20 protein-coding genes are annotated in these 18,623 nt (G+C 35.7%); 9 read left to right on the plus strand and 11 right to left on the minus strand.

The window, feature by feature from the left end; genetic code table 11:
• Positions 1 to 93 precede the first annotated feature (93 nt).
• Both hemC and hemA read right to left on the minus strand, forming a co-directional pair.
• Positions 94 to 1,020 carry a hydroxymethylbilane synthase gene (gene hemC / locus ACSVH7_RS03190; protein ID WP_438065241.1) on the minus strand — a complete coding sequence of 309 codons (927 nt, stop codon included), beginning with the start codon at positions 1,018 to 1,020 and terminating at the stop codon, positions 94 to 96.
• A 79-nt stretch (positions 1,021 to 1,099) separates the two neighbouring features.
• Complete coding sequence (gene hemA, locus ACSVH7_RS03195; RefSeq protein ID WP_438065242.1) at positions 1,100 to 2,356, minus strand: glutamyl-tRNA reductase; 1,257 nt, start codon at positions 2,354 to 2,356, stop codon at positions 1,100 to 1,102.
• A gap of 228 nt (positions 2,357 to 2,584) precedes the next feature.
• On the opposite strand from hemA, the gene ACSVH7_RS03200 reads away from it, so the two are divergent.
• The 7 genes from ACSVH7_RS03200 to ACSVH7_RS03230 all read left to right on the plus strand — a co-directional run bounded on the left by ACSVH7_RS03200 (position 2,585) and on the right by ACSVH7_RS03230 (position 9,348).
• Positions 2,585 to 3,460, plus strand: a complete 876-nt coding sequence (locus ACSVH7_RS03200; protein WP_438065243.1) for a helix-turn-helix domain-containing protein — start codon at positions 2,585 to 2,587, stop codon at positions 3,458 to 3,460.
• A 130-nt stretch (positions 3,461 to 3,590) separates the two neighbouring features.
• On the plus strand, positions 3,591 to 4,607 hold the full coding sequence (gene hemH / locus ACSVH7_RS03205; RefSeq protein ID WP_438065244.1) for a ferrochelatase: 1,017 nt from the start codon (positions 3,591 to 3,593) through the stop codon (positions 4,605 to 4,607).
• A 62-nt stretch (positions 4,608 to 4,669) separates the two neighbouring features.
• Positions 4,670 to 5,218: a CopD family protein gene (locus ACSVH7_RS03210; protein ID WP_438065245.1), complete on the plus strand. Its 549-nt coding sequence runs from the start codon at positions 4,670 to 4,672 to the stop codon at positions 5,216 to 5,218.
• A gap of 139 nt (positions 5,219 to 5,357) precedes the next feature.
• Entirely contained in the window at positions 5,358 to 6,830 is a 1,473-nt protein-coding gene (locus tag ACSVH7_RS03215; RefSeq protein ID WP_438065246.1) for a sensor histidine kinase, read from the plus strand.
• Between the two features lie 12 nt (positions 6,831 to 6,842).
• The gene (locus ACSVH7_RS03220) at positions 6,843 to 7,625 is read left to right on the plus strand and encodes an enoyl-CoA hydratase/isomerase family protein (protein ID WP_438065247.1); all 783 of its coding nucleotides are present in this window, start codon (positions 6,843 to 6,845) and stop codon (positions 7,623 to 7,625) included.
• A gap of 170 nt (positions 7,626 to 7,795) precedes the next feature.
• Entirely contained in the window at positions 7,796 to 8,914 is a 1,119-nt protein-coding gene (locus tag ACSVH7_RS03225; protein WP_438065248.1) for an ATP-binding protein, read from the plus strand.
• Between the two features lie 26 nt (positions 8,915 to 8,940).
• Positions 8,941 to 9,348: a hypothetical protein gene (locus ACSVH7_RS03230; protein ID WP_438065249.1), complete on the plus strand. Its 408-nt coding sequence runs from the start codon at positions 8,941 to 8,943 to the stop codon at positions 9,346 to 9,348.
• Positions 9,349 to 9,687: 339 nt separating this feature from the next.
• On the opposite strand, the gene ACSVH7_RS03235 is transcribed toward ACSVH7_RS03230, so the two are convergent.
• The 3 genes from ACSVH7_RS03235 to ACSVH7_RS03245 all read right to left on the minus strand — a co-directional run bounded on the left by ACSVH7_RS03235 (position 9,688) and on the right by ACSVH7_RS03245 (position 12,185).
• On the minus strand, positions 9,688 to 10,341 hold the full coding sequence (locus ACSVH7_RS03235) for an HD domain-containing protein (protein WP_438065250.1): 654 nt from the start codon (positions 10,339 to 10,341) through the stop codon (positions 9,688 to 9,690).
• 94 nt (positions 10,342 to 10,435) lie between these two features.
• Positions 10,436 to 11,422 (minus strand): acyl-ACP desaturase, encoded by a 987-nt coding sequence (locus ACSVH7_RS03240; protein ID WP_438065251.1) that lies wholly within the window; start codon positions 11,420 to 11,422, stop codon positions 10,436 to 10,438.
• A 28-nt stretch (positions 11,423 to 11,450) separates the two neighbouring features.
• Positions 11,451 to 12,185 carry a lysophospholipid acyltransferase family protein gene (locus tag ACSVH7_RS03245; RefSeq protein WP_438065252.1) on the minus strand — a complete coding sequence of 245 codons (735 nt, stop codon included), beginning with the start codon at positions 12,183 to 12,185 and terminating at the stop codon, positions 11,451 to 11,453.
• Between the two features lie 125 nt (positions 12,186 to 12,310).
• Here ACSVH7_RS03245 and rnpA point away from each other — a divergent pair, with 125 nt between their 5' ends.
• Entirely contained in the window at positions 12,311 to 12,736 is a 426-nt protein-coding gene (gene rnpA, locus ACSVH7_RS03250) for a ribonuclease P protein component (protein WP_438065253.1), read from the plus strand.
• Positions 12,737 to 12,809: 73 nt separating this feature from the next.
• On the plus strand, positions 12,810 to 14,447 hold the full coding sequence (locus ACSVH7_RS03255) for a S41 family peptidase (protein WP_438065254.1): 1,638 nt from the start codon (positions 12,810 to 12,812) through the stop codon (positions 14,445 to 14,447).
• A 12-nt stretch (positions 14,448 to 14,459) separates the two neighbouring features.
• Here the strand turns inward: ACSVH7_RS03255 and ACSVH7_RS03260 are convergent, their stop codons facing one another.
• The 6 genes from ACSVH7_RS03260 to ACSVH7_RS03285 form a co-directional block, all read right to left on the minus strand.
• Complete coding sequence (locus ACSVH7_RS03260) at positions 14,460 to 14,630, minus strand: PIN domain-containing protein (protein ID WP_438065255.1); 171 nt, start codon at positions 14,628 to 14,630, stop codon at positions 14,460 to 14,462.
• An 8-nt stretch (positions 14,631 to 14,638) separates the two neighbouring features.
• On the minus strand, positions 14,639 to 14,827 hold the full coding sequence (locus ACSVH7_RS03265) for a hypothetical protein (RefSeq protein WP_438065256.1): 189 nt from the start codon (positions 14,825 to 14,827) through the stop codon (positions 14,639 to 14,641).
• Positions 14,814 to 14,981 (minus strand): hypothetical protein, encoded by a 168-nt coding sequence (locus tag ACSVH7_RS03270; protein WP_438065257.1) that lies wholly within the window; start codon positions 14,979 to 14,981, stop codon positions 14,814 to 14,816. The genes ACSVH7_RS03265 and ACSVH7_RS03270 overlap by 14 nt, the downstream gene beginning before the upstream one ends.
• Before the next feature lie 83 nt (positions 14,982 to 15,064).
• On the minus strand, positions 15,065 to 15,514 hold the full coding sequence (locus ACSVH7_RS03275; protein ID WP_438065258.1) for a GNAT family N-acetyltransferase: 450 nt from the start codon (positions 15,512 to 15,514) through the stop codon (positions 15,065 to 15,067).
• Complete coding sequence (locus ACSVH7_RS03280; protein ID WP_438065259.1) at positions 15,514 to 16,500, minus strand: DUF4837 family protein; 987 nt, start codon at positions 16,498 to 16,500, stop codon at positions 15,514 to 15,516. Before ACSVH7_RS03280 ends, ACSVH7_RS03275 begins: the two co-directional genes overlap by 1 nt.
• Before the next feature lie 47 nt (positions 16,501 to 16,547).
• Complete coding sequence (locus ACSVH7_RS03285) at positions 16,548 to 18,542, minus strand: LysM peptidoglycan-binding domain-containing protein (RefSeq protein WP_438065260.1); 1,995 nt, start codon at positions 18,540 to 18,542, stop codon at positions 16,548 to 16,550.
• Positions 18,543 to 18,623 lie beyond the last annotated feature (81 nt).

An 18,623-nucleotide genomic window follows, 5' to 3' on the forward strand; every position in this document is an offset into this window, starting at 1 on the left:
AATATCCTTTTTTGTTCCGATTTTTTTCGGGACAAAAAAGATAGGAAGGACAGCGGGAACCCATACTGGCAAAAAAGCCTTTTGTTTCGCTTCTTACTTTTTCAAGGTTTCTTTTATCATTTTCATCAACTCGGTGCCGCCATTGTTTAGAATTTCTTCGGCTGAATGATAGCCTAGGTTTTTCCACTCCTCGATGGGTACGACTTTGTTGATGGCTATTTTTTGTTGGCCGTCGATAGAAAAAAGAACGCCTTCGAAATGAATGGTGTCTTCGTCTTCGTTATATGTTGCCAAGGCTCCGATGGGTGCGGTACAACCTCCTTCGAGACGACGCAAAAATTGACGCTCGATGTGGGTGCACACCTCGGTTTCGATATCGTTCAATTCGGATACGGCTTCGCGGCAAAAGGCGTCCTCGGCCATGGCAACGACTACCATTGCTCCTTGCGCTGGTGCGGGAATCATCCAATCCAAATTGATAAAATCCGTAGGTTTTAAATTAATGCGTTCTAATCCTGCTGCGGCAAAAACGGCTCCACTCCAGTCACTGTACTGCAATTTTTGCATACGGGTATTGACATTACCTCGCAAATCGACCACTTGATGATTGGGATATTTGTTGAGCCATTGGGCTTGACGACGCAAACTTCCGGTGGCGATGGTGCCGCTTCCTTCTAGAAAATCTAGATTGCCTTTGTGTACCAGAATATCTAAGGTGTTCGCACGCTCTAAAACAGCGGCTTGCACAATGCCTTGTGGCAATGCGGTGGGCACATCTTTCATAGAATGTACCGCAATATCTACTTGACCGCTAATCATAGCAACATCAAGGGTTTTGGTAAAAATTCCGGTGATTCCTAGTTCGTATAGCGGTTTATCCAAAATGATATCGCCTTCTGATTTCACGGCGATAATCTCTGTTTTGTACCCTAAGTCGTTTAGTTTTTTCTCGACCGTATGGGCTTGCCAAAGCGCGAGTTCGCTATCGCGGGTTCCTATACGTATTGTTTTTTCTGCCATTTTTCGTTTTTTTACCATTAAGATATTAAGGTAATTAAGTTTTAAAACGTATAGCCTTAATTTTCTTAATGGTTAAATCTTATTTTGCACTAGTTTCTATTTGAAATACTTTTTCGATCCATTCAATACTTTCATCTACCATGGTGTCTTCATCTTTTAGGTGATTGGCAAAATGGGTTGTGATTTTTTGAATGATGCGGTTGCTGATGATTTCGGCTTGTTCCTCGTTGAAATCGGCTAATTTCTTGCTTTGAAAATTCAACTCGGCTTCTTTGATTGCATTCAATTTTTCTTTCAAAGCATGAATCGTTGGCGCAAATTTTCTGGATTTGGTCCAAGCTAAAAATTCATTTTTAATGACTTCAATAATGGCTTCGGCAGCCGGAATGTGTAATTTCCTATTCTCTAAGGTTTCATCGGTCATTTGAGACAAGTGATCCAAATGAATCAACGTTACCCCTTCTATTTCGGTTACATTTTCATGTACATTTTTAGGAATAGACAAATCTAGAATCAGCATGGGTTTTTTCAGATTCAAAATGGCTTTGTCGACTGTTGGATTTTGAGCGCCTGTCGCTACTACGACTACATCGGCTTTTTGCAATTCGAGGTGCAATTCGGAATGATCTTTTACAATCAAATTCAGTTTTCCTGCTAATTTTTCTGCTTTATCTTTGGTTCTGTTGATCAGGGTAATGTGCTCGTTTTTGGTATGTTTCACCAAATTCTCGCACGTATTTCGACCGATTTTTCCAGTACCAAAAAGTAAAATATTCTTGTTCCCGATATCTGGAACGTTTTTGATAATATATTGTACCGAGGCAAAAGAAACCGATGTGGCTCCTGAACTGATCTCGGTTTCGGTTTTAATTTTTTTGCTAGCTTGAATCACAGAATTAATCAATCGCTCCATAAAAGCGTTGGTTAAGTCCATTGCTTTCGACTCGACAAAGCCATTTTTAAGCTGACTAATGATTTCGAAATCGCCTAAAATTTGACTATCTAAACCTGTTCCTACTCTAAAAATATGAGTAATGGCTTCTTGATTTTTGAAAACGTAAGCTACTTTTTGAAATTCTTCAACGGTGCCTTGACTGTTTTCACACAACAATTTGATTAATTGAAAAGGGTGCTCTGCGTACCCATAAATTTCGGTACGGTTACACGTAGAAGTGACGATCAGCGCGGGAATTCCCTCGTTTTTTGCTTGTTGAAGCAAATTAGTTTTGGCTAATGCATCTAAACTAAATTTACCTCTTATTTCCGCATCGGCTTTTTTATAACTGAGTCCGATTGAGTAAAAGTAGTGGTGCTTAGCGCCTTGAATTTTTTCCATAAATACAGTTCCTGTAAAAGTGGAACAAAGCTAGAACTATCACACGGATAAAAACAACGCTAAAAGTTCTTTTTGTGTCGCTCAATGCTTTTTTGGATTTAATTCGTTATTTCCACATAAAAACATTTATTTTTGTAGCAAATACGAGGCTTAATGAATGATTTATTTAGAGCGATTCTAAATAAAAAGGATTCGTAAAATACTTTTTTTTATTAAAAAAATGTCGCTATGGGTTCACAAGAAATTATAAAAATAGAAGAAGACTTTACTTTATTGCGGTTTCAAAATGATGGAGTAAGTCCTTTTCAAACGCATCATGAGGTAAGCCATGGATTGATTCAATTTCATTTTGGTTTAAAAGGAAAAGCCAAATTTTTATTCAATCAAGGTAGTTATGCTTTAGAAATGAATGAAGAAAAATCCTATTTGTTCTACAATCCTCAAAAAGAGTTACCACTGAATCTAGAATTGGCCCCCAACACTTGGGTGATTACCATTTTGATTTCGATCCAAAAATTTCATGGCCTATTTTCTACTGAAGCCAGTCATATTCCCTTTTTGAGCGACGAAAACAAGGACAAAAAATATTATAAAGAAGGTGACATTAGCCCTTCAATGGCGATTGTATTGACCCAATTGTTTCATTACAATTTGAATCCTTCGATTAAAAATTTGTACTACAAAGGCAAAGGCTATGAATTGTTGAGCTTATATTTTAACCGTTCCGAAGATCCAAATGCCGAGCAGTGTCCTTTTTTGATCGATGAAGATAATGTGATGAAAATCAAAAAGGCGAAAGAAATTATCATTGCCAATATGGCCGAACCACCCGGTTTACAAGAACTAGCCGATACTATTGGATTAAATTTGAAAAAACTAAAAATGGGATTCAAACAAATTTATGGCGATACCGTTTATGGCTTTTTGTTTGATTACAAAATGGATTATGCCCGCCAATTATTAGATAGTGGTTCTTATAATGTAAACGAAGTGGGATTAAAAATTGGCTACAGTACCGGAAGTCATTTCATAGCTGCTTTCAAGAAGAAATTTGGCACTACCCCAAAGAAATATTTAATGTCAATTAATGCTTCGATGCCCTAATCATCATTTTTAACTATCTCGCAGACACAAAAAAGAATAAGTTCTATAACCGATAAAAACAGCGTTTATTTATTTTTGAAATCAAAATCAGTAAATGCTAGTTTTAATCCCAAAAAAATAAAACAAAAAAATGAAAGGTGTATTATTAGTCAACTTAGGCTCTCCAGAAAGTCCCACTGCAAAGGACGTTAAACCATATTTAGACGAATTTTTAATGGACAAATACGTCATAGATGTTCCTTATCTATTGCGAGCATTATTAGTTCGTGGTATCATATTGCAAACCCGCCCTAAAAAATCGGCAGAAGCTTATGCCAGAATTTGGACAAGCGAAGGTTCTCCTTTGATTGTACTTTCGAAAAAAATGCATCAAAAAGTGAAAGAATTGGTAGATGTGCCGGTGGCTTTGGCGATGCGTTATGGAACGATGACCATTCAAAAAGGCTTGCAAGAATTGAAAGAGCAAGGGGTGACTGAAGTAATGCTTTTGCCATTGTATCCGCAACACGCTATGGCTTCAACCACTACTATTGTGGTTTTGGCCGAAGAATTACGTCAAAAGTATTTCCCAGAAATGACCTTTACGAATGTTCCTGCATTTTACAATAAACCCGATTACATTCAGGCGCTATCTAATTCCATCAAAAAGCATTTAGAGGGATTTGATTATGATCATTTGTTATTCTCGTATCACGGAATACCAAAACGTCACATTCGCAAAACCGATGTAACGAATTCTCATTGTAAAATTGATGGCTCTTGCTGTAACACACCTTCGCCTGCGCACGAGTTTTGCTACCGTCATCAATGCTATGAAACGACCAAACAAGTAGTAAAATTGTTAGGAATTCCAGAAGGTAAATACAGTCAAACTTTCCAATCGCGCTTAGCCGGAGACAAATGGCTCACTCCTTATACCGATGTAGAAATCAATAAAATGCCCGAACAAGGAATTAAGAAATTAGCCGTAGTAACGCCTGCATTCGTAGCGGACTGCTTAGAGACACTAGAAGAAATTGCCATGGAAGCCAACGAACAATTTTTACATCATGGTGGCGAAGAATTTATGGCCGTTCCTTGTATGAATGATGAAGATGAGTGGTGTGGTGTGGTAGCCAATTGGATTACCGAATTCAAGAAAGTTTAAATTTGTTCAAGGTTTGAAGTTATTATAATACCTTCAAATCTTGAGCTTGAAATCAAAAATAAATGGAACTTTATAATTATCTCAAATCCTTACATATCATTTTTGTAGTCACCTGGTTTGCGGGACTTTTTTATATCGTTCGCTTGTTTGTGTACCAAATTGAAGCCGCCGATAAACCCTCGCCCGAGAAAGAAATTTTACAAAAACAATACAACCTTATGGCCTATCGGTTGTGGTATATCATCACTTGGCCCTCGGCGGTGATTACGTTCATTGTTGCCTTTTGGTTGTTGCTTTTTACTGATTTAGGGAAAAGTTGGTTGCAAATGCCTTGGATGCATGTCAAACTAGGATTTGTGTTTTTATTGTATTTGTATCATTTTAAATGTCATCAAATATTTGCTCAATTGCAACGCAATGAGGTAAAATACAACACCAATCAAATGCGTCTTTGGAACGAAGGCGCAACACTTATTTTATTTGCAGTGGTGTTTTTGGTAGTGCTCAAAAACGCTTTCAACTGGGTATATGGCGTGATTGGAATTTTTCTGTTTTCAATCATTATCATGTTAGGTTTCAAATTTTATAAAAGAATAAGAGAAAGGAAATAGTGGTCAGAGGTCAGTTTTTAGTGATCAGTTTTCAATCTTTGCCTAATAAAATTTTGCCTGTTTGTAAGTTTAAAAACAGAATTATACGTTTGCAAAATAACTGAACACTAACAGTCTGAACACTGAATACTAAAAAATTATGCTGAACAACTTAAATCTATCGATGCTTTCCTTGCGCACTAGGATTTTCCTATCGATGATTGTTGTTATTGTGGTTTCTAGCGTATTATTAGCCTCGATCTCTATTTTACAATTCAAGAATGAAGCCCGTGATTATCATCAAGAACGGCTTGAACGCAAAGAAATGGCTGTGAAAGAACATATTAATTATGTTTTATCCACCACAACTTATCCGTTAATCCAAAAAAACTTAGCGCTAATTTTTAAAGATAAAATCCATGAATTATCCCAAATTCATAATATCGAGATCAATATCTATAGTCTTGATGGTTATTTGTTGAAATCATCTAAAGAAACGTTTTCGATAGATAAAAAGCCACCTCCTGTTCCTGCATATATTCTCAAATTAGTACAGTCCTCTATCGACAAACGATTTGTAGCCATCAAAACCATTGAAGGGACTAAAAATCGTTCCTCGTATAGCCAAATCAAAGATGATAAATTCAAACCTCTTGGCGTACTGAATTTACCTTATGTAGAAGATGATAGTTTTTATGAAAAAGAGCTACATAGTTTTCTCATACGGTTAGGACAAGTCTATTCTTTTATGCTTCTAGTGGCTTTTGCTTTGGCCTATTTTTTGGCAACTTATATTACTAAATCACTCAAAACTATCGCTATTAAAATGAGTGAAACCAATATTGAGCAAAAAAACGAGAAAATTGTTTTGGATGCCAATAGCCGAGAAATTAATTTATTGATTCGTTCTTACAATGAAATGGTTGATAAATTAGAGAAAAGCGCACTGAAATTAGCGCAAAGCGAAAGAGAAGAAGCATGGCGAGAAATGGCGAAACAAGTCGCACATGAAATCAAAAATCCGCTCACTCCTATGCGATTAACCGTGCAGAGTTTTCAAAGAAAATTTGATCCTGCTACACCAGATGTCAAACAAAAACTCAACGAATATTCTGAGACTTTAATTCAACAGATTGATATTATGAGTGCCGTGGCATCGGCATTTTCGAATTTTGCGTCTATGCCACCCCAACAAAATGAAACCCTCAATGTGGTAGAAGTGGTGGAGCGCGCTTTGGATATTTTTAACGAAGACTATCTTGTTTTTGAAAGTCAATTCCCCTCCATAATCTCAAGTATGGACCGATCGCAACTCATCCGGGTTATTACCAATTTGGTCAAAAATGCCATACAAGCCATTCCAAAAAATCAAGCGGATAAAAATATTTTAGTAGCCATAAAAAAAGTAGAAAACCAAGTAATCATCTCTGTTCAAGACAACGGAGTTGGAATAGCGGAGGATACCGTTGCTAAAATATTCGAGCCAAAATTCACTACCAAATCTAGTGGTATGGGGCTCGGACTAGGAATTATTAAAAACATCATAGAAAATTACAACGGAACAATTACCTTTGATACCCAATTGGGAAAAGGCACTACTTTTCGTGTTACTTTACCTATTATACAATCCTAAAAACGCACCACTATGAACTACGAAAATATTGTAATCGAACTTGAAAACAGTATGGCAATCGTTACAATTAACAGGCCTTCAAAGCTAAATGCCTTGAATATTGATACGATTAATGATTTGCACAAAGCCTTAAAAACACTAGGAAAAAATAAAGAAATCCAAGCCATCCTAATCACAGGATGTGGAGAAAAAGCATTTGTAGCAGGTGCTGATATTTCTGAATTTGCTCATTTTACCATTGAAGAAGGCGCACAATTAGCTGGAGAAGGACAAGAAAAATTATTCGATTTAATCGAAAACTTAAAAACCCCAGTCATTGCGGCTATCAATGGTTTCGCTTTAGGAGGCGGATTAGAATTAGCCATGGCATGTCACTTTAGAATCGCCTCAGACAATGCTAAAATGGGACTTCCAGAAGTTTCCTTAGGGGTAATTCCTGGTTATGGAGGAACACAACGTTTGCCGCAGCTCATTGGCAAAGGTCGCGCTATGGAATTGATTATGACCGCCAGCATGATTGATGCCGAGACTGCCAAAAACTATGGTTTGGTAAATCATGTAGTCCCTCAAGCAGAATTATTGGATTTCACCAAAGGTATCGCTCAAAAAATTATGAAAAACTCCCCTTTTGCGATTGGCCGAGCTATAAAAGCGATCAACGCCAATTATAAAGACGGAAAAAATGGTTTTGAAATTGAAATCAAAAACTTTGGAAAATGCTTTGGAACGGCTGATTTTAAAGAAGGAACCACCGCTTTCTTAGAAAAAAGAAAAGCCAATTTTACAGGGAAATAAATAAGTTAGCAGTGTTCAGTTATTAGTGATCAGTTTTCTAAAACAGGATCTTTTTAATATTCAAATATCATATTATTATAATAATATGATATTTGAATATCATATTATTATATTTTTTTGATATTTGAATGTCAAATTATAGTATATTTGTGGCTTCAAAGGATTGATAAATGATACAAAGAACCCAACAACCTGCCATTGATGCTTTACTTTTCAAAGGAAAAGCCATAGTAGTATTTGGTGCACGACAAGTAGGTAAAACCTCTTTGATCAAAAATACAGTTAAAAATCATCCTTATTTATGGCTCAATGGCGACGAACCCGATACACAATTGTTATTAGAAAACATCACCTCAGACCGACTAAAAGCATTGATAGGAAATAATACCTTATTGATAATCGACGAGGCTCAAATGATTCACAATATTGGGCTTTTGATTAAAAGAATGGTAGACAATTTTCCAGAAATTCAAGTCATCGCTTCGGGTAGTAGTGCTTTTGAACTAGCAGACAAAACCAAAGAATCCATGATGGGAAGAAAAGAAGAATTACAACTCTTCCCATTCAACTTTGCCGAATTAGTAAAGCATACTAATTTTGTTGAGGAAACCCGTTTGGTACCACATCGATTAGTATTTGGTTATTATCCTGAAGTAGTAAAAAATCCTGGTCAGGAAGAAAAGATTCTCAATGATTTAGTAGATGGTTTTTTATACAAAGACATTCTAAACTTAGATGGCATAAAAAAATCAGCCTCCTTACAACGATTAGTTCAAATGTTAGCTTACCGAATTGGCAGTGAAATCAATTACAGTTCTTTGGCAAATGAATTAGGAATAAGTCGCCTTACCGTTGAAAAGTACATTGATATTTTAGAAAAAAATTTCATTCTTTTTAGCTTACCTGCTTTCAGCAAAAACCAAGATAATGAGCTTAAAAAAGGACGAAAAATCTATTTTTGGGACAATGGGCTTCGCAATCGAATCATCAAAAATTTCAATCCCATTGAACTTCGTGACGATATCGGTGCCCTTTGGGAGAACTTTGTAATTAGCGAAAGAAAGAAAAAATTAGTCTATGAAAATCAGTTCAAAGACACTTATTTTTGGCGCAATACACAACAAGCCGAAATAGATTATTTGGAACTAAAAAATACCGAAATTGAAGCTTTTGAAATTAAATACAATCCCAATCAAAAAGTACGATTTACCAAATCTTTCACCGAAAAGTACCATCCAAAAACAACAGCAGTCATTCACAGTCAAAATTTTTGGGATTATATCCTTTAATCTTTTTAATCTAAACACTACAGCCTATGTCCTTCCAACCTATATTTGCTGAATTTTGGCAAAAAGTAATCGCGAGTATCGAAGATCGTACTTTTGCTAAACTCACTTTGGCCAAAACCATTGGGGATACCGAGTTAAAAAATATTTATGCACGCCCCATTATAACAGCCCAAAACACTTTAGAATTTTCAATAATTGCCCGTTATAAAACCGAAGAAATAGAAAGTTTCCATTCGTTAGAAGAAGCCTTTTTCGTGTTGAGTCCGTATATGAATAATCCTTTTTTGACGGCCTTACTTTTTACTTCAGAAATGGATTTGACATTCAAATTGAATAAAAAAAGAGTGGGCAGTTTGACAGAAAGCGAGCCTACGTTTAAAAATGCATCAGATGTTATGTTGGAATTAAAGGCTAGTGAAAATAACGAATCTTAGGTGTTTTTTGTTGAACCTACGACATCTTGAAACGTTTTAAAAAGACGGACTAAAGTCCATCTCTACAATAAATTGCCGAGCCAACGGCTCTTTATGTAGAGTTCCGAAGGAACGTCCCATCTTATAGCCCAGAATTTTAATTCAGGGAAATAAATACCATTAATAAAAAGTTCCATTGAAACGATTCATATAAATTATCGTTTTAGAATAGTTCGCTATTTTTTTCAAAGTCCGCATACTTCCTTGAAATCTAGATTTGAATAATCCCAAAAGCATAGAACTTTTTTAGTATTGAACTCTGAATACTAATCCCAACACTTCGGGACTGCCAACTGAACACTAGACTTCCCCTTCCCACTCGGCATAAAACTGAGACAAGAAGTTTTCCATGTATTTATGCCTTTTCGCCGCTAATGCCGCGCCAGTTTTGGTATTCATTTTATCAGCGAGCAACAATAATTTCTCATAAAAATGATTGATGGTTGGCGCTTGACTGTTTTTATATTCTTCCTTAGTCATCTGCAAATTGGGAGCAATTTCAGGATGATATAACGCTCTATTTTTGAACCCTCCATAGTTGAACGCTCTCGCAATTCCAATAGCGCCAATTGCATCCAAACGATCGGCATCTTGTACAATATCCAACTCCATAGAAGAAAAACTGCGCTTAGTTTTTCCCCCTTTAAAAGAGATATTCTCAATAATTTGAACTACATGCGAAATAGTTTCTTCTGAAACTTGGTGTTCTTCCAAAAACTTTCGAGCCGTTTTTGGTCCAATCGTTTCATCGCCATTATGAAATTTACTATCGGCAATATCATGCAATAAAGCACCTAACTGAACGACAAGGGTATCACAAGACTCAGATGAAGCAATGAGTAGCGCGTTTTTATACACCCTTTCAATATGAAACCAATCGTGTCCTCCCTCAGCATCGGCAAGGGTTTGTTTTACAAAAAGAATCGTGTCGTGAATTAGTTTAGCGGTATTCATTTGGGGTATTTTTGTTATAAAAAAACTGATTTTTAAAGAGCGTATCCTCAAAAATCAGTTTGTTAATGGTCTTAAAATAGTTTAAAATTAAGAATTACAATCTAGCGGGTTCCACCCATTTGAAAATATAAGACTCTGCAGGAATCACCAAACGTTCTGAAATTCTGGCCATTCTTGCTGGTAATTTCATTAAGTAATCTCTGGCTTTTTCGGCTTCATCTGTTAATCCGCCAATTTTATCAATTTCCCATTTATCGATCAATTTTTGCATGATTTCTACATAATCTGAAGCAGTATACACCCCAATTCGTTGAGCAGAATCAGAAAATTGTTCAAAGCAAGAGCTGATTTTTTGACCAGATTCTCTCAAGAAATGTGCGGGCATCACAATTTTTTGTTTCATCATGTATTGAAAAGCTAGCATCATTTCGCTAGGATCTACTTTAAAAATCTGATTGACAAATTCGCTATAAGCTTGGTGATGACGCATTTCGTCACCTGCAATCATTTTACACATTTTGGATAACTTTTTATCTCCAAAATTTTTGGCTAATTGCGATACACGATTATGGGAAACGTAGGTTGCTAGTTCTTGGAATGACGTGTACACAAAGTTTTTGTAAGGATCAGTTCCTGTACCAATATCAAATCCGTCGTTGATTAAATGTTGCGTAGTAACCTCAACTTCTCGCATATTCACGCGACCCGACAAATACAAATATTTGTTGAGCAAATCGCCATGACGGTTTTCTTCACCGGTCCATTGACGGATCCATTTAGACCAGCCATTTCGCTCTTGATTGTCTATTCCTTCCACTTCCATCAACCAAGATTCATAGGTTGGCAAAGCCTCTTCAGTAATAGTGTCTCCTACTAAAGCTACCCAAAAATCATAAGGTAAATCTTTGGCAATTTCTCTTAATTCTTTTACTTCTTCTAAGAAAGTATCACTCTCAGAATTAGGCAAAAAATCAGACGGTTGCCATATTTTTTCTACCGGAATTAGAAATTGATCTACAAAACTGTCGACGTTTTTTTCTAAAAACTGCATCACTTCTAATCGGATGTTTTTTATTGACATGCTATTTATATTATAAGGTTATTGGTTATTAATAATGAATAGCCCCGGTTACAGCACTTTCTGTTTTTTGAATCAATTCCTCAAAAGGATAATCCTTAACCGCTAATGGCTCATGAATCGTAAATCGCAATCGATTGCCAAGTCCCATAGGAAATGCACCAAATCGGACCATTTTCCAGGAATTATTTATGGATATTGGCACCACATAAGCCGAAGGCGCATATTTACACAATATTTTTAAGCCACTTTGTGCAAATTCTTTAGGTTTACCGGTTCTACTTCGCGTTCCTTCAGGAAATATTACCGCTGAACGGGTATGCTTTTCGATATATTCAGACAATCCTTTAATGGTTGGAATGGCTTGTTTTGGATCTTTTCTATCAATTAAAACAGATCCCCCGTGGCGCAAATTATAGGAAACACTCGGAATTCCGCTTCCTAATTCTTTTTTACTTACAAATTTGCAATGACAACGACGCATGTACCAAATCATAGCAATGATATCATACATGCTTTGATGATTGGCAACAATAATCAAAGGAACATTTTTGGGAATACGATCTAAATTTTCAAATTGATACGTTGTCCCCAAAAGATTGGTACATCGAACCAAAAAAAAGTTCAAATAATCAACACTTTTTTTGTGCGCTTGGTACCCAAAACAATTGAGACACAGCCATTGAATGGGGTGAAATAGTACTAAACACAACCCAAAACACAAATAGTATAGTATCGATATGGGGTACGAAATTATTTTTTGCATACGAGTAAAATAAAGGCCAAAAGTACAAATTAAATTATTTATTGCTATTTAATTCGTAAACAATAATCCTTCTTAGGTTTAATTGTAACTTTGTGGCTTAATTATTTTCCTAGTATCAAAATTTGATGGACTTCAGTTATCCAAAAAAAGAAAAGCTAAAAAGCAAAATCACAATCGGTCAATTGTTTATTGAGGGAAAATCAGTATCAAAATATCCGTTGCGTTTGGTGTATTGCCAAGAGCGAAAAGAGACTACGCCGCAAATAAAAATGGGCGTTTCCGTTTCTAAAAAACACTTCAAAAAGGCCGTAGATCGCAATTACTTCAAACGTGTACTAAGAGAAACCTATCGGCTAAACAAACATTTACTGATACCACATTTAGACGAACCCTATGCTTTTATGTTGTTTTATCAATCCAAAGAGCGTTTGTCTTATGCCGAAATCAATGCCAAAACAATTCAATTATTTGAAAAATTTACAGCACAACTAGCTCAAAAGAAAGTAAACGAAGCGACAAGTACCGATTCGACCCAAAACGAATTGTCCTAAAAAAGCGGATTCCCTTTTTTATTCCTGATTTATTAGTAATTTAGAAGTTTATTTTTAAATCGACGTTTTGCTTATGACTTCTTTTTTCCAAAAAAAATATATCATTCCTGTTTTGGCTTCTGCCTTTTTATTTGTAGGGGTAAGTTTCAAAAATGATTTCTTTGAAATTGCCAAGCAAATAGAAATTTTTACAACGCTTTTCAAAGAAGTCAACGCTAATTATGTAGATGAAACCAATCCCGGCGATTTAATGGATAAGGCCATCAAAGGGATGTTAGCGAGTTTAGATCCCTATACCAACTACTTCAATGAAGCCGATGTGGTGAAGTTCAAAATCAATAATACAGGCGAGTATACAGGAATTGGTGCATTAATCAGTCGTAAAGAAGACCAATTGATTATCAAAGAACCCTATAAAAATTTCCCTGCGGACAAAGCGGGACTCAAAGCCGGTGATGCTATTATCCAAATTGGAGATGTCGTCCTGAAAGACTTCAAAGACGATGCCTCGCAATTATTGAAAGGTTCCAAAAATACTAAAGTTGACATTAAATACATCCGACAGGGCAAAACCTTGAGTACTCAGTTGGTTTTGGATGAAGTAGCCATCAAATCTGTCCCTTTTTATGGAAAAATAGACGAAAAAACAGGGTATATTGTACTAACTCATTTTAGTCAAAAGGCTTCCGCCGAAGTAAAAGATGCTTTGGAACAACTCAAAAGAGAAGGTGCCGAGCGTATCATACTAGACTTAAGAGACAATCCCGGTGGATTATTAAATGAAGCAGTAAATATTTGTAATTTATTTGTTTCCAAGAACGAAACCATAGTAACTACCAAATCGAAAGTAGAAAAATACAACAACACCTACAAAACGACACGCGAACCCGTAGATTTGAATATTCCATTAGTCATCATCGTGAATGGAAAAAGTGCTTCGGCTTCTGAAATTGTGGCAGGTGCTTTACAAGATTTGGATCGTGCGGTGGTGTTAGGGAGTCGTAGTTTTGGAAAAGGATTGGTTCAACGTCCTATCGATATGTCTTTTGGAACACAGGTAAAAGTAACTATTTCTCGTTACTACACGCCTTCCGGTCGTTGCATCCAAGCTTTAGATTACACCCGAAAAGATAAAAATGGAGTAGCTACACGTACGGAAGAAAAAAATTATAATGCCTTTAAAACCAGAAAAGGAAGAACCGTATACGACGGAGGTGGTATTCAGCCTGACATTGAATTAGCAGAAACGCAAGTAAGTGCTATAGCTAATGCGGTAGTGAGAAACGAGGCGATCTTTGATTATGCCACTACGTATTATTACAAAAATCCTAATTTAGGCAACACCATCCCAACTATCACCGATGCGGATTACACTGATTTCAAACAATTTTTGAAAACCAAAAAATTCAATTTGGATACGGAAACTGAATTGAATTTAAAGAAGACTTTGGCAGCTGCCAAAAAAGAAAAAATAGACGAAACCATTACTGCGGAATACCAACAATTATTGAATGCTATTCAAAAAAGTGAATGGAATGCTTTGGACAAAAATCAAAAAGAAATTAAAAATTTATTGCTAGACGAGATTATCAAACGCTACCAATACCAAGAAGGATTGTACCAATACTACCTCAAAAGCAATCCTGAGATTAAAAAGGCAGTAACTGTGTTGACTACTTCGGCAGAGTATAATAGTATTTTGAAGTTGTAAAAGAAGCCTAATTTATTTTTGAATGTAAATCAAATCTAATTCTTTTATTTTTTCAAAGCCCTGGTCCGAAGTATGTAAAGGGATATTAAACTCAATAGCAATTGCGGCAATTATAGCATCTGGAATCTTGATTTTATATTTGTTACGAATATAAATACAAGTGTTTTTTATTTGATAATTCATCTCCAAAATCAAACAATGTTCAAAAGATTTTTAAATTGATTTTTTTGAGATTTACTACTACTAAAAGCGCCTAAAAGTTCAATTTCTGTAATAAAAGATACAGCTAGATTGTAGTCTAAAAATGGTTCAACAACAGATTCACCTTGATTGATATGAATTAAGAAATTAGTGTCTGCTAAAAAATCAATCCCATTCATTTCTTACTTTTTTTTGGAAATCAACTCCATCAATATTTTTTATAGACAATCCGAAATGTTTTTTTAAACCTTTAGCTTCTTTATCACTACTGGCTTGTCTTAACTTTTCTTCAATCTCTTTTTTAGTTTGCTTTTTTGTGATTATGATAGTCATATCTCATTCAATTTATTGATACCTACAAATTTACATTTAATTCTAAATAGTCTAACCCCAATTAGAAATAAAAAGAAACCTAGCTAGCCCCTTTTCATCTCGATATGCGGAATGTCATCTTCTAAATACATCTCGCTAATAGCCACAAAACCATGACTCTCGTAGAATTTTTTCAGGTATAATTGAGCGCCAATCGTGATCACTGATTCGTTAAAATGTGTCGCAATTCCTGCAATGGCATTTTGCATCAATTCATGGCCCCATTTTTTGTCTCGATACCTAGCATCAACCACAACACGTCCAATGGAAGCTTCTGGAAAACTAATACCTGGAGGTAACAAACGAGCATGGGCAACAATTTTGTCCTCATAAGTTCCAAAAAGGTGTAGTGCTTTTTTATCTTTTCCGTCTAGATCCAAATAGATGCAATTTTGCTCTACGACAAATATTTCGCTTCGCAATCTTAAAATATCATACAATTCATAAACGCTTAATGCATCAAAAGATTTAATTTCCCACAGTACAGACTTCATCAGTTTTTATTTTTTCTTTTAGTAATTTTTACGGTTTTTATAATTGATTCTAATTCAAACATCACATCGCGTTTGTCATCAGCGGGAGAATAGCAGAATCCTTCTAAAACCATTAATCTGTTATATTCTTTGTCAAAAATAACATAATTGATAAAAGGTCCCGACATGAAATCATTTTTTAATTCCCAAGTTCCTTTTGATTCATATGCCAAACAATGAGCTAGTTGAATTTTAGACAAATAAGGCGCATATCCGTTTTCGGTCACCATAGGCATTTGCCCTTCACGGCCTTTAATGTACAATTTTCCAATGGAATCCCGCATTTTAACAATCGAACCAATAGGGTTTTGTGCCGCAATAGCATTTAAGGGAATATGATAGAGTAACAAACTCATACTTCCACTGACGATTTCTTTTTTCAACCAAATAAAGCGTGGTTTTTGCAGTACATATTCAAAAGTGGAAGGGACTTCTAATTCGATTTGAAATTTATTTTCAAAGATTTTAGGGTTTAAAATAGTTTCCCGATTGATTTTTTGATTGGCTTCAATTTCTCCTTTTTTTATGATTTGAATCATATCGGGAGTGTGACGTTCTAACAAATAAAGTAGGGTATCGGTGGTAGCACCTGACAAATGAAAAACAGTTTGTGGACTAGCGTATTTGTCTTTGGATATTTCAAAAGATGTTTTCTTGTCTTTTTTGATCACAATCAAGGTACGGCTATCGGTCACAAAGCCTTCGACTAATTTGTCCGCGTATTGGTTAAGCGTAAAAAGAGGTTCTTCTTGAGGAAGTCCTAAGACGGGTGCGGCTAATTTATTGCGCAGCGAGTCGCCTACTTCACCATTCCACAAAGCGTCATTGATGATAACCGAAACGGTGTTGATTTTTCCAACAGAAGCGCGCGACAATTGCTCTTGTTTTTTTTCACAAGAAAAGAAAATAATCGAAAGTAATACGCCTAAAAAAAGGGTTTTATTCATAATTTTAAAATTAAAAATAAAACCCAAAAGTAATTTAAATTATGCGATTATCCGTTTATTTTCAACTTCATTCCGGGTTTTAAATCTCCTCCTTTGATGCCATTCCATTTTTCTAAATCAGAGATAGTAACTCCAGGATATTTTTTAGAAATACTATATAATGAGTCTCCTTTTTTTACATAATAATCATTTAGTTTTTCTTTAGAAGGAGTAGGGTATAATTCTTTCTTTTTAAAAGAAGCTGCTGTGGCATTGTTTGTAATAATTGCTATTTCATTTTTAGCCACGATTAAGCTGTTACCTGCAGTTATTTTATTTTTTACGATGGCATTCCAAGCGATTAAATCAGTGGTTGCTGTTCCAAATTTTTTCGAAATGCTTCCCAAATTGTCTCCTTGTTGAACGACATAAGTGATATCTTTTAATTCAGGTTTTACTATGTCTTGCGAAGCTACCGCTATGGAGTTTACAATCAAGTTTGTCCCAGGATTGAGAGTTGTGGTTACTGTAGGATTCCACTTTTTCAAGTCTTCTATCGAAGTGTTGTACTTACGGGCAATAAGGTTTAGATTGTCTCCTTTTTGGACTATATATGAAGTAGACTGCTCAGCTATTACTAAGGAATCTGAGGATTTTCCTTTTTCTAAAGCCTTGTTTACTACAAGACTTTGATTGTTGGCAGGGGAGGAGTTTAAAGCAGGGCGGCTCGTTTTTATTTTCAAAATTTTGCCCATTGCTACTGCATTTCCTTTTAGATTATTCCATTTTTTTAAATCGGAAACAGCAACGTTGTAATCCGTGGCAACCGTATTTAGATTATCCCCTTTTTTGATTCTATACCACTCATTTATGGTGGCAATGGAATCATTATTTTGTGTATTTGCAGCTATTGCAGTTGTATTATTCCATTGTAATGGTTTTTTTCTTTTTTCATTGTCATAGGCAGCATAAGCATAGATTTTTTCTTCATTGGATGTAAAAAGAGCAATCTTGTTATGGGGAAGTCTAAGATAATTGGACTGATTTTCATAGACAGGAATCACATTCATCTTGTAGGAAGGATTTAACAATTGTAATTCTCCTACAGATACATCGATTAAATCCGCTATTTGTTTGAAAGTAATTTCTTTTTGTATTCGAATGGTATCGGTTTCAAAGTGTTTTAATTTGGCACGTTGAGGCACTATACCGTGCTCTTTGTGATATTCATATAAGTACATGGTGGCCAAAAAGGCGGGGACATATCCTTGGGTTTCTTTAGGGAGATGGTTTTTGATTTCCCAAAAACGCTGTTGTCCTCCGGATCGTCTGATGGCTTTGGTTACATTTCCAGGTCCTGAGTTATAAGAGGCTAAGACCAATTCCCAATCTTGAAAGAGTGGATACATATTGGCCATATATTGAGCCGCAGCTTCTGAGGATTTTAAAGGATCTGATCGTTCGTCTATATAGGAATCAATATACAAGTTATATTGTTTTCCCGTGTGATACATAAATTGCCAAAGACCTGTGGCACCTACTCGTGATACTGCTTTTGGATTTAGAGCGGACTCTACTACGGCAAGGTATTTAATTTCCAACGGAATATTTTTTTTGGCCAAAGCTTCTTCAAATATAGGGAAGTAATATTCTGAGGTTGCCATTAATTTGCCGAAGGCGTGCCGTCTATTTTTTAAAAACGATTTGATTAAGTTTTCTAATCCTTGATTGTATTCTATTTGAAAGGGAGATTTTGCATTCAAAGCCGCCAAGCGTTCTTTGAGCAAAGCAGTAGGTAATTCGAGGTCAATAGAAGCCTCGGTGTTTTGTGTTTGAATATCGGTGTCTAGGGTGTTGAAAATATCCGTTGTAGTCAATTCTTTCAACCACAAACTGTCTATGATAGTTGTTTTAGAATGGCTTACAAAAGTTTGTTTGAGTGAATCGAGATAACTTATTGGTTTTTCAACAGTAGGTGCTGTTTTTGCCTCTTCAACTTGCTGCGAAAACACAGTGAAGGTGAACAAGAAAAAGAAGCTTAGGGTGGTATTTTTAAAACTCATATCATTTATTTTCAAAGTGCTTTTTTTCAAATGCTTAGCCAGCGAATATTGCAAAAATACTTGGTAAGAACTAAAAAAAAC

The sequence above is a fragment of the Flavobacterium sp. TSSA_36 genome (genome assembly GCF_051547165.1).
Taxonomy (GTDB): Bacteria; Bacteroidota; Bacteroidia; order Flavobacteriales; family Flavobacteriaceae; genus Flavobacterium.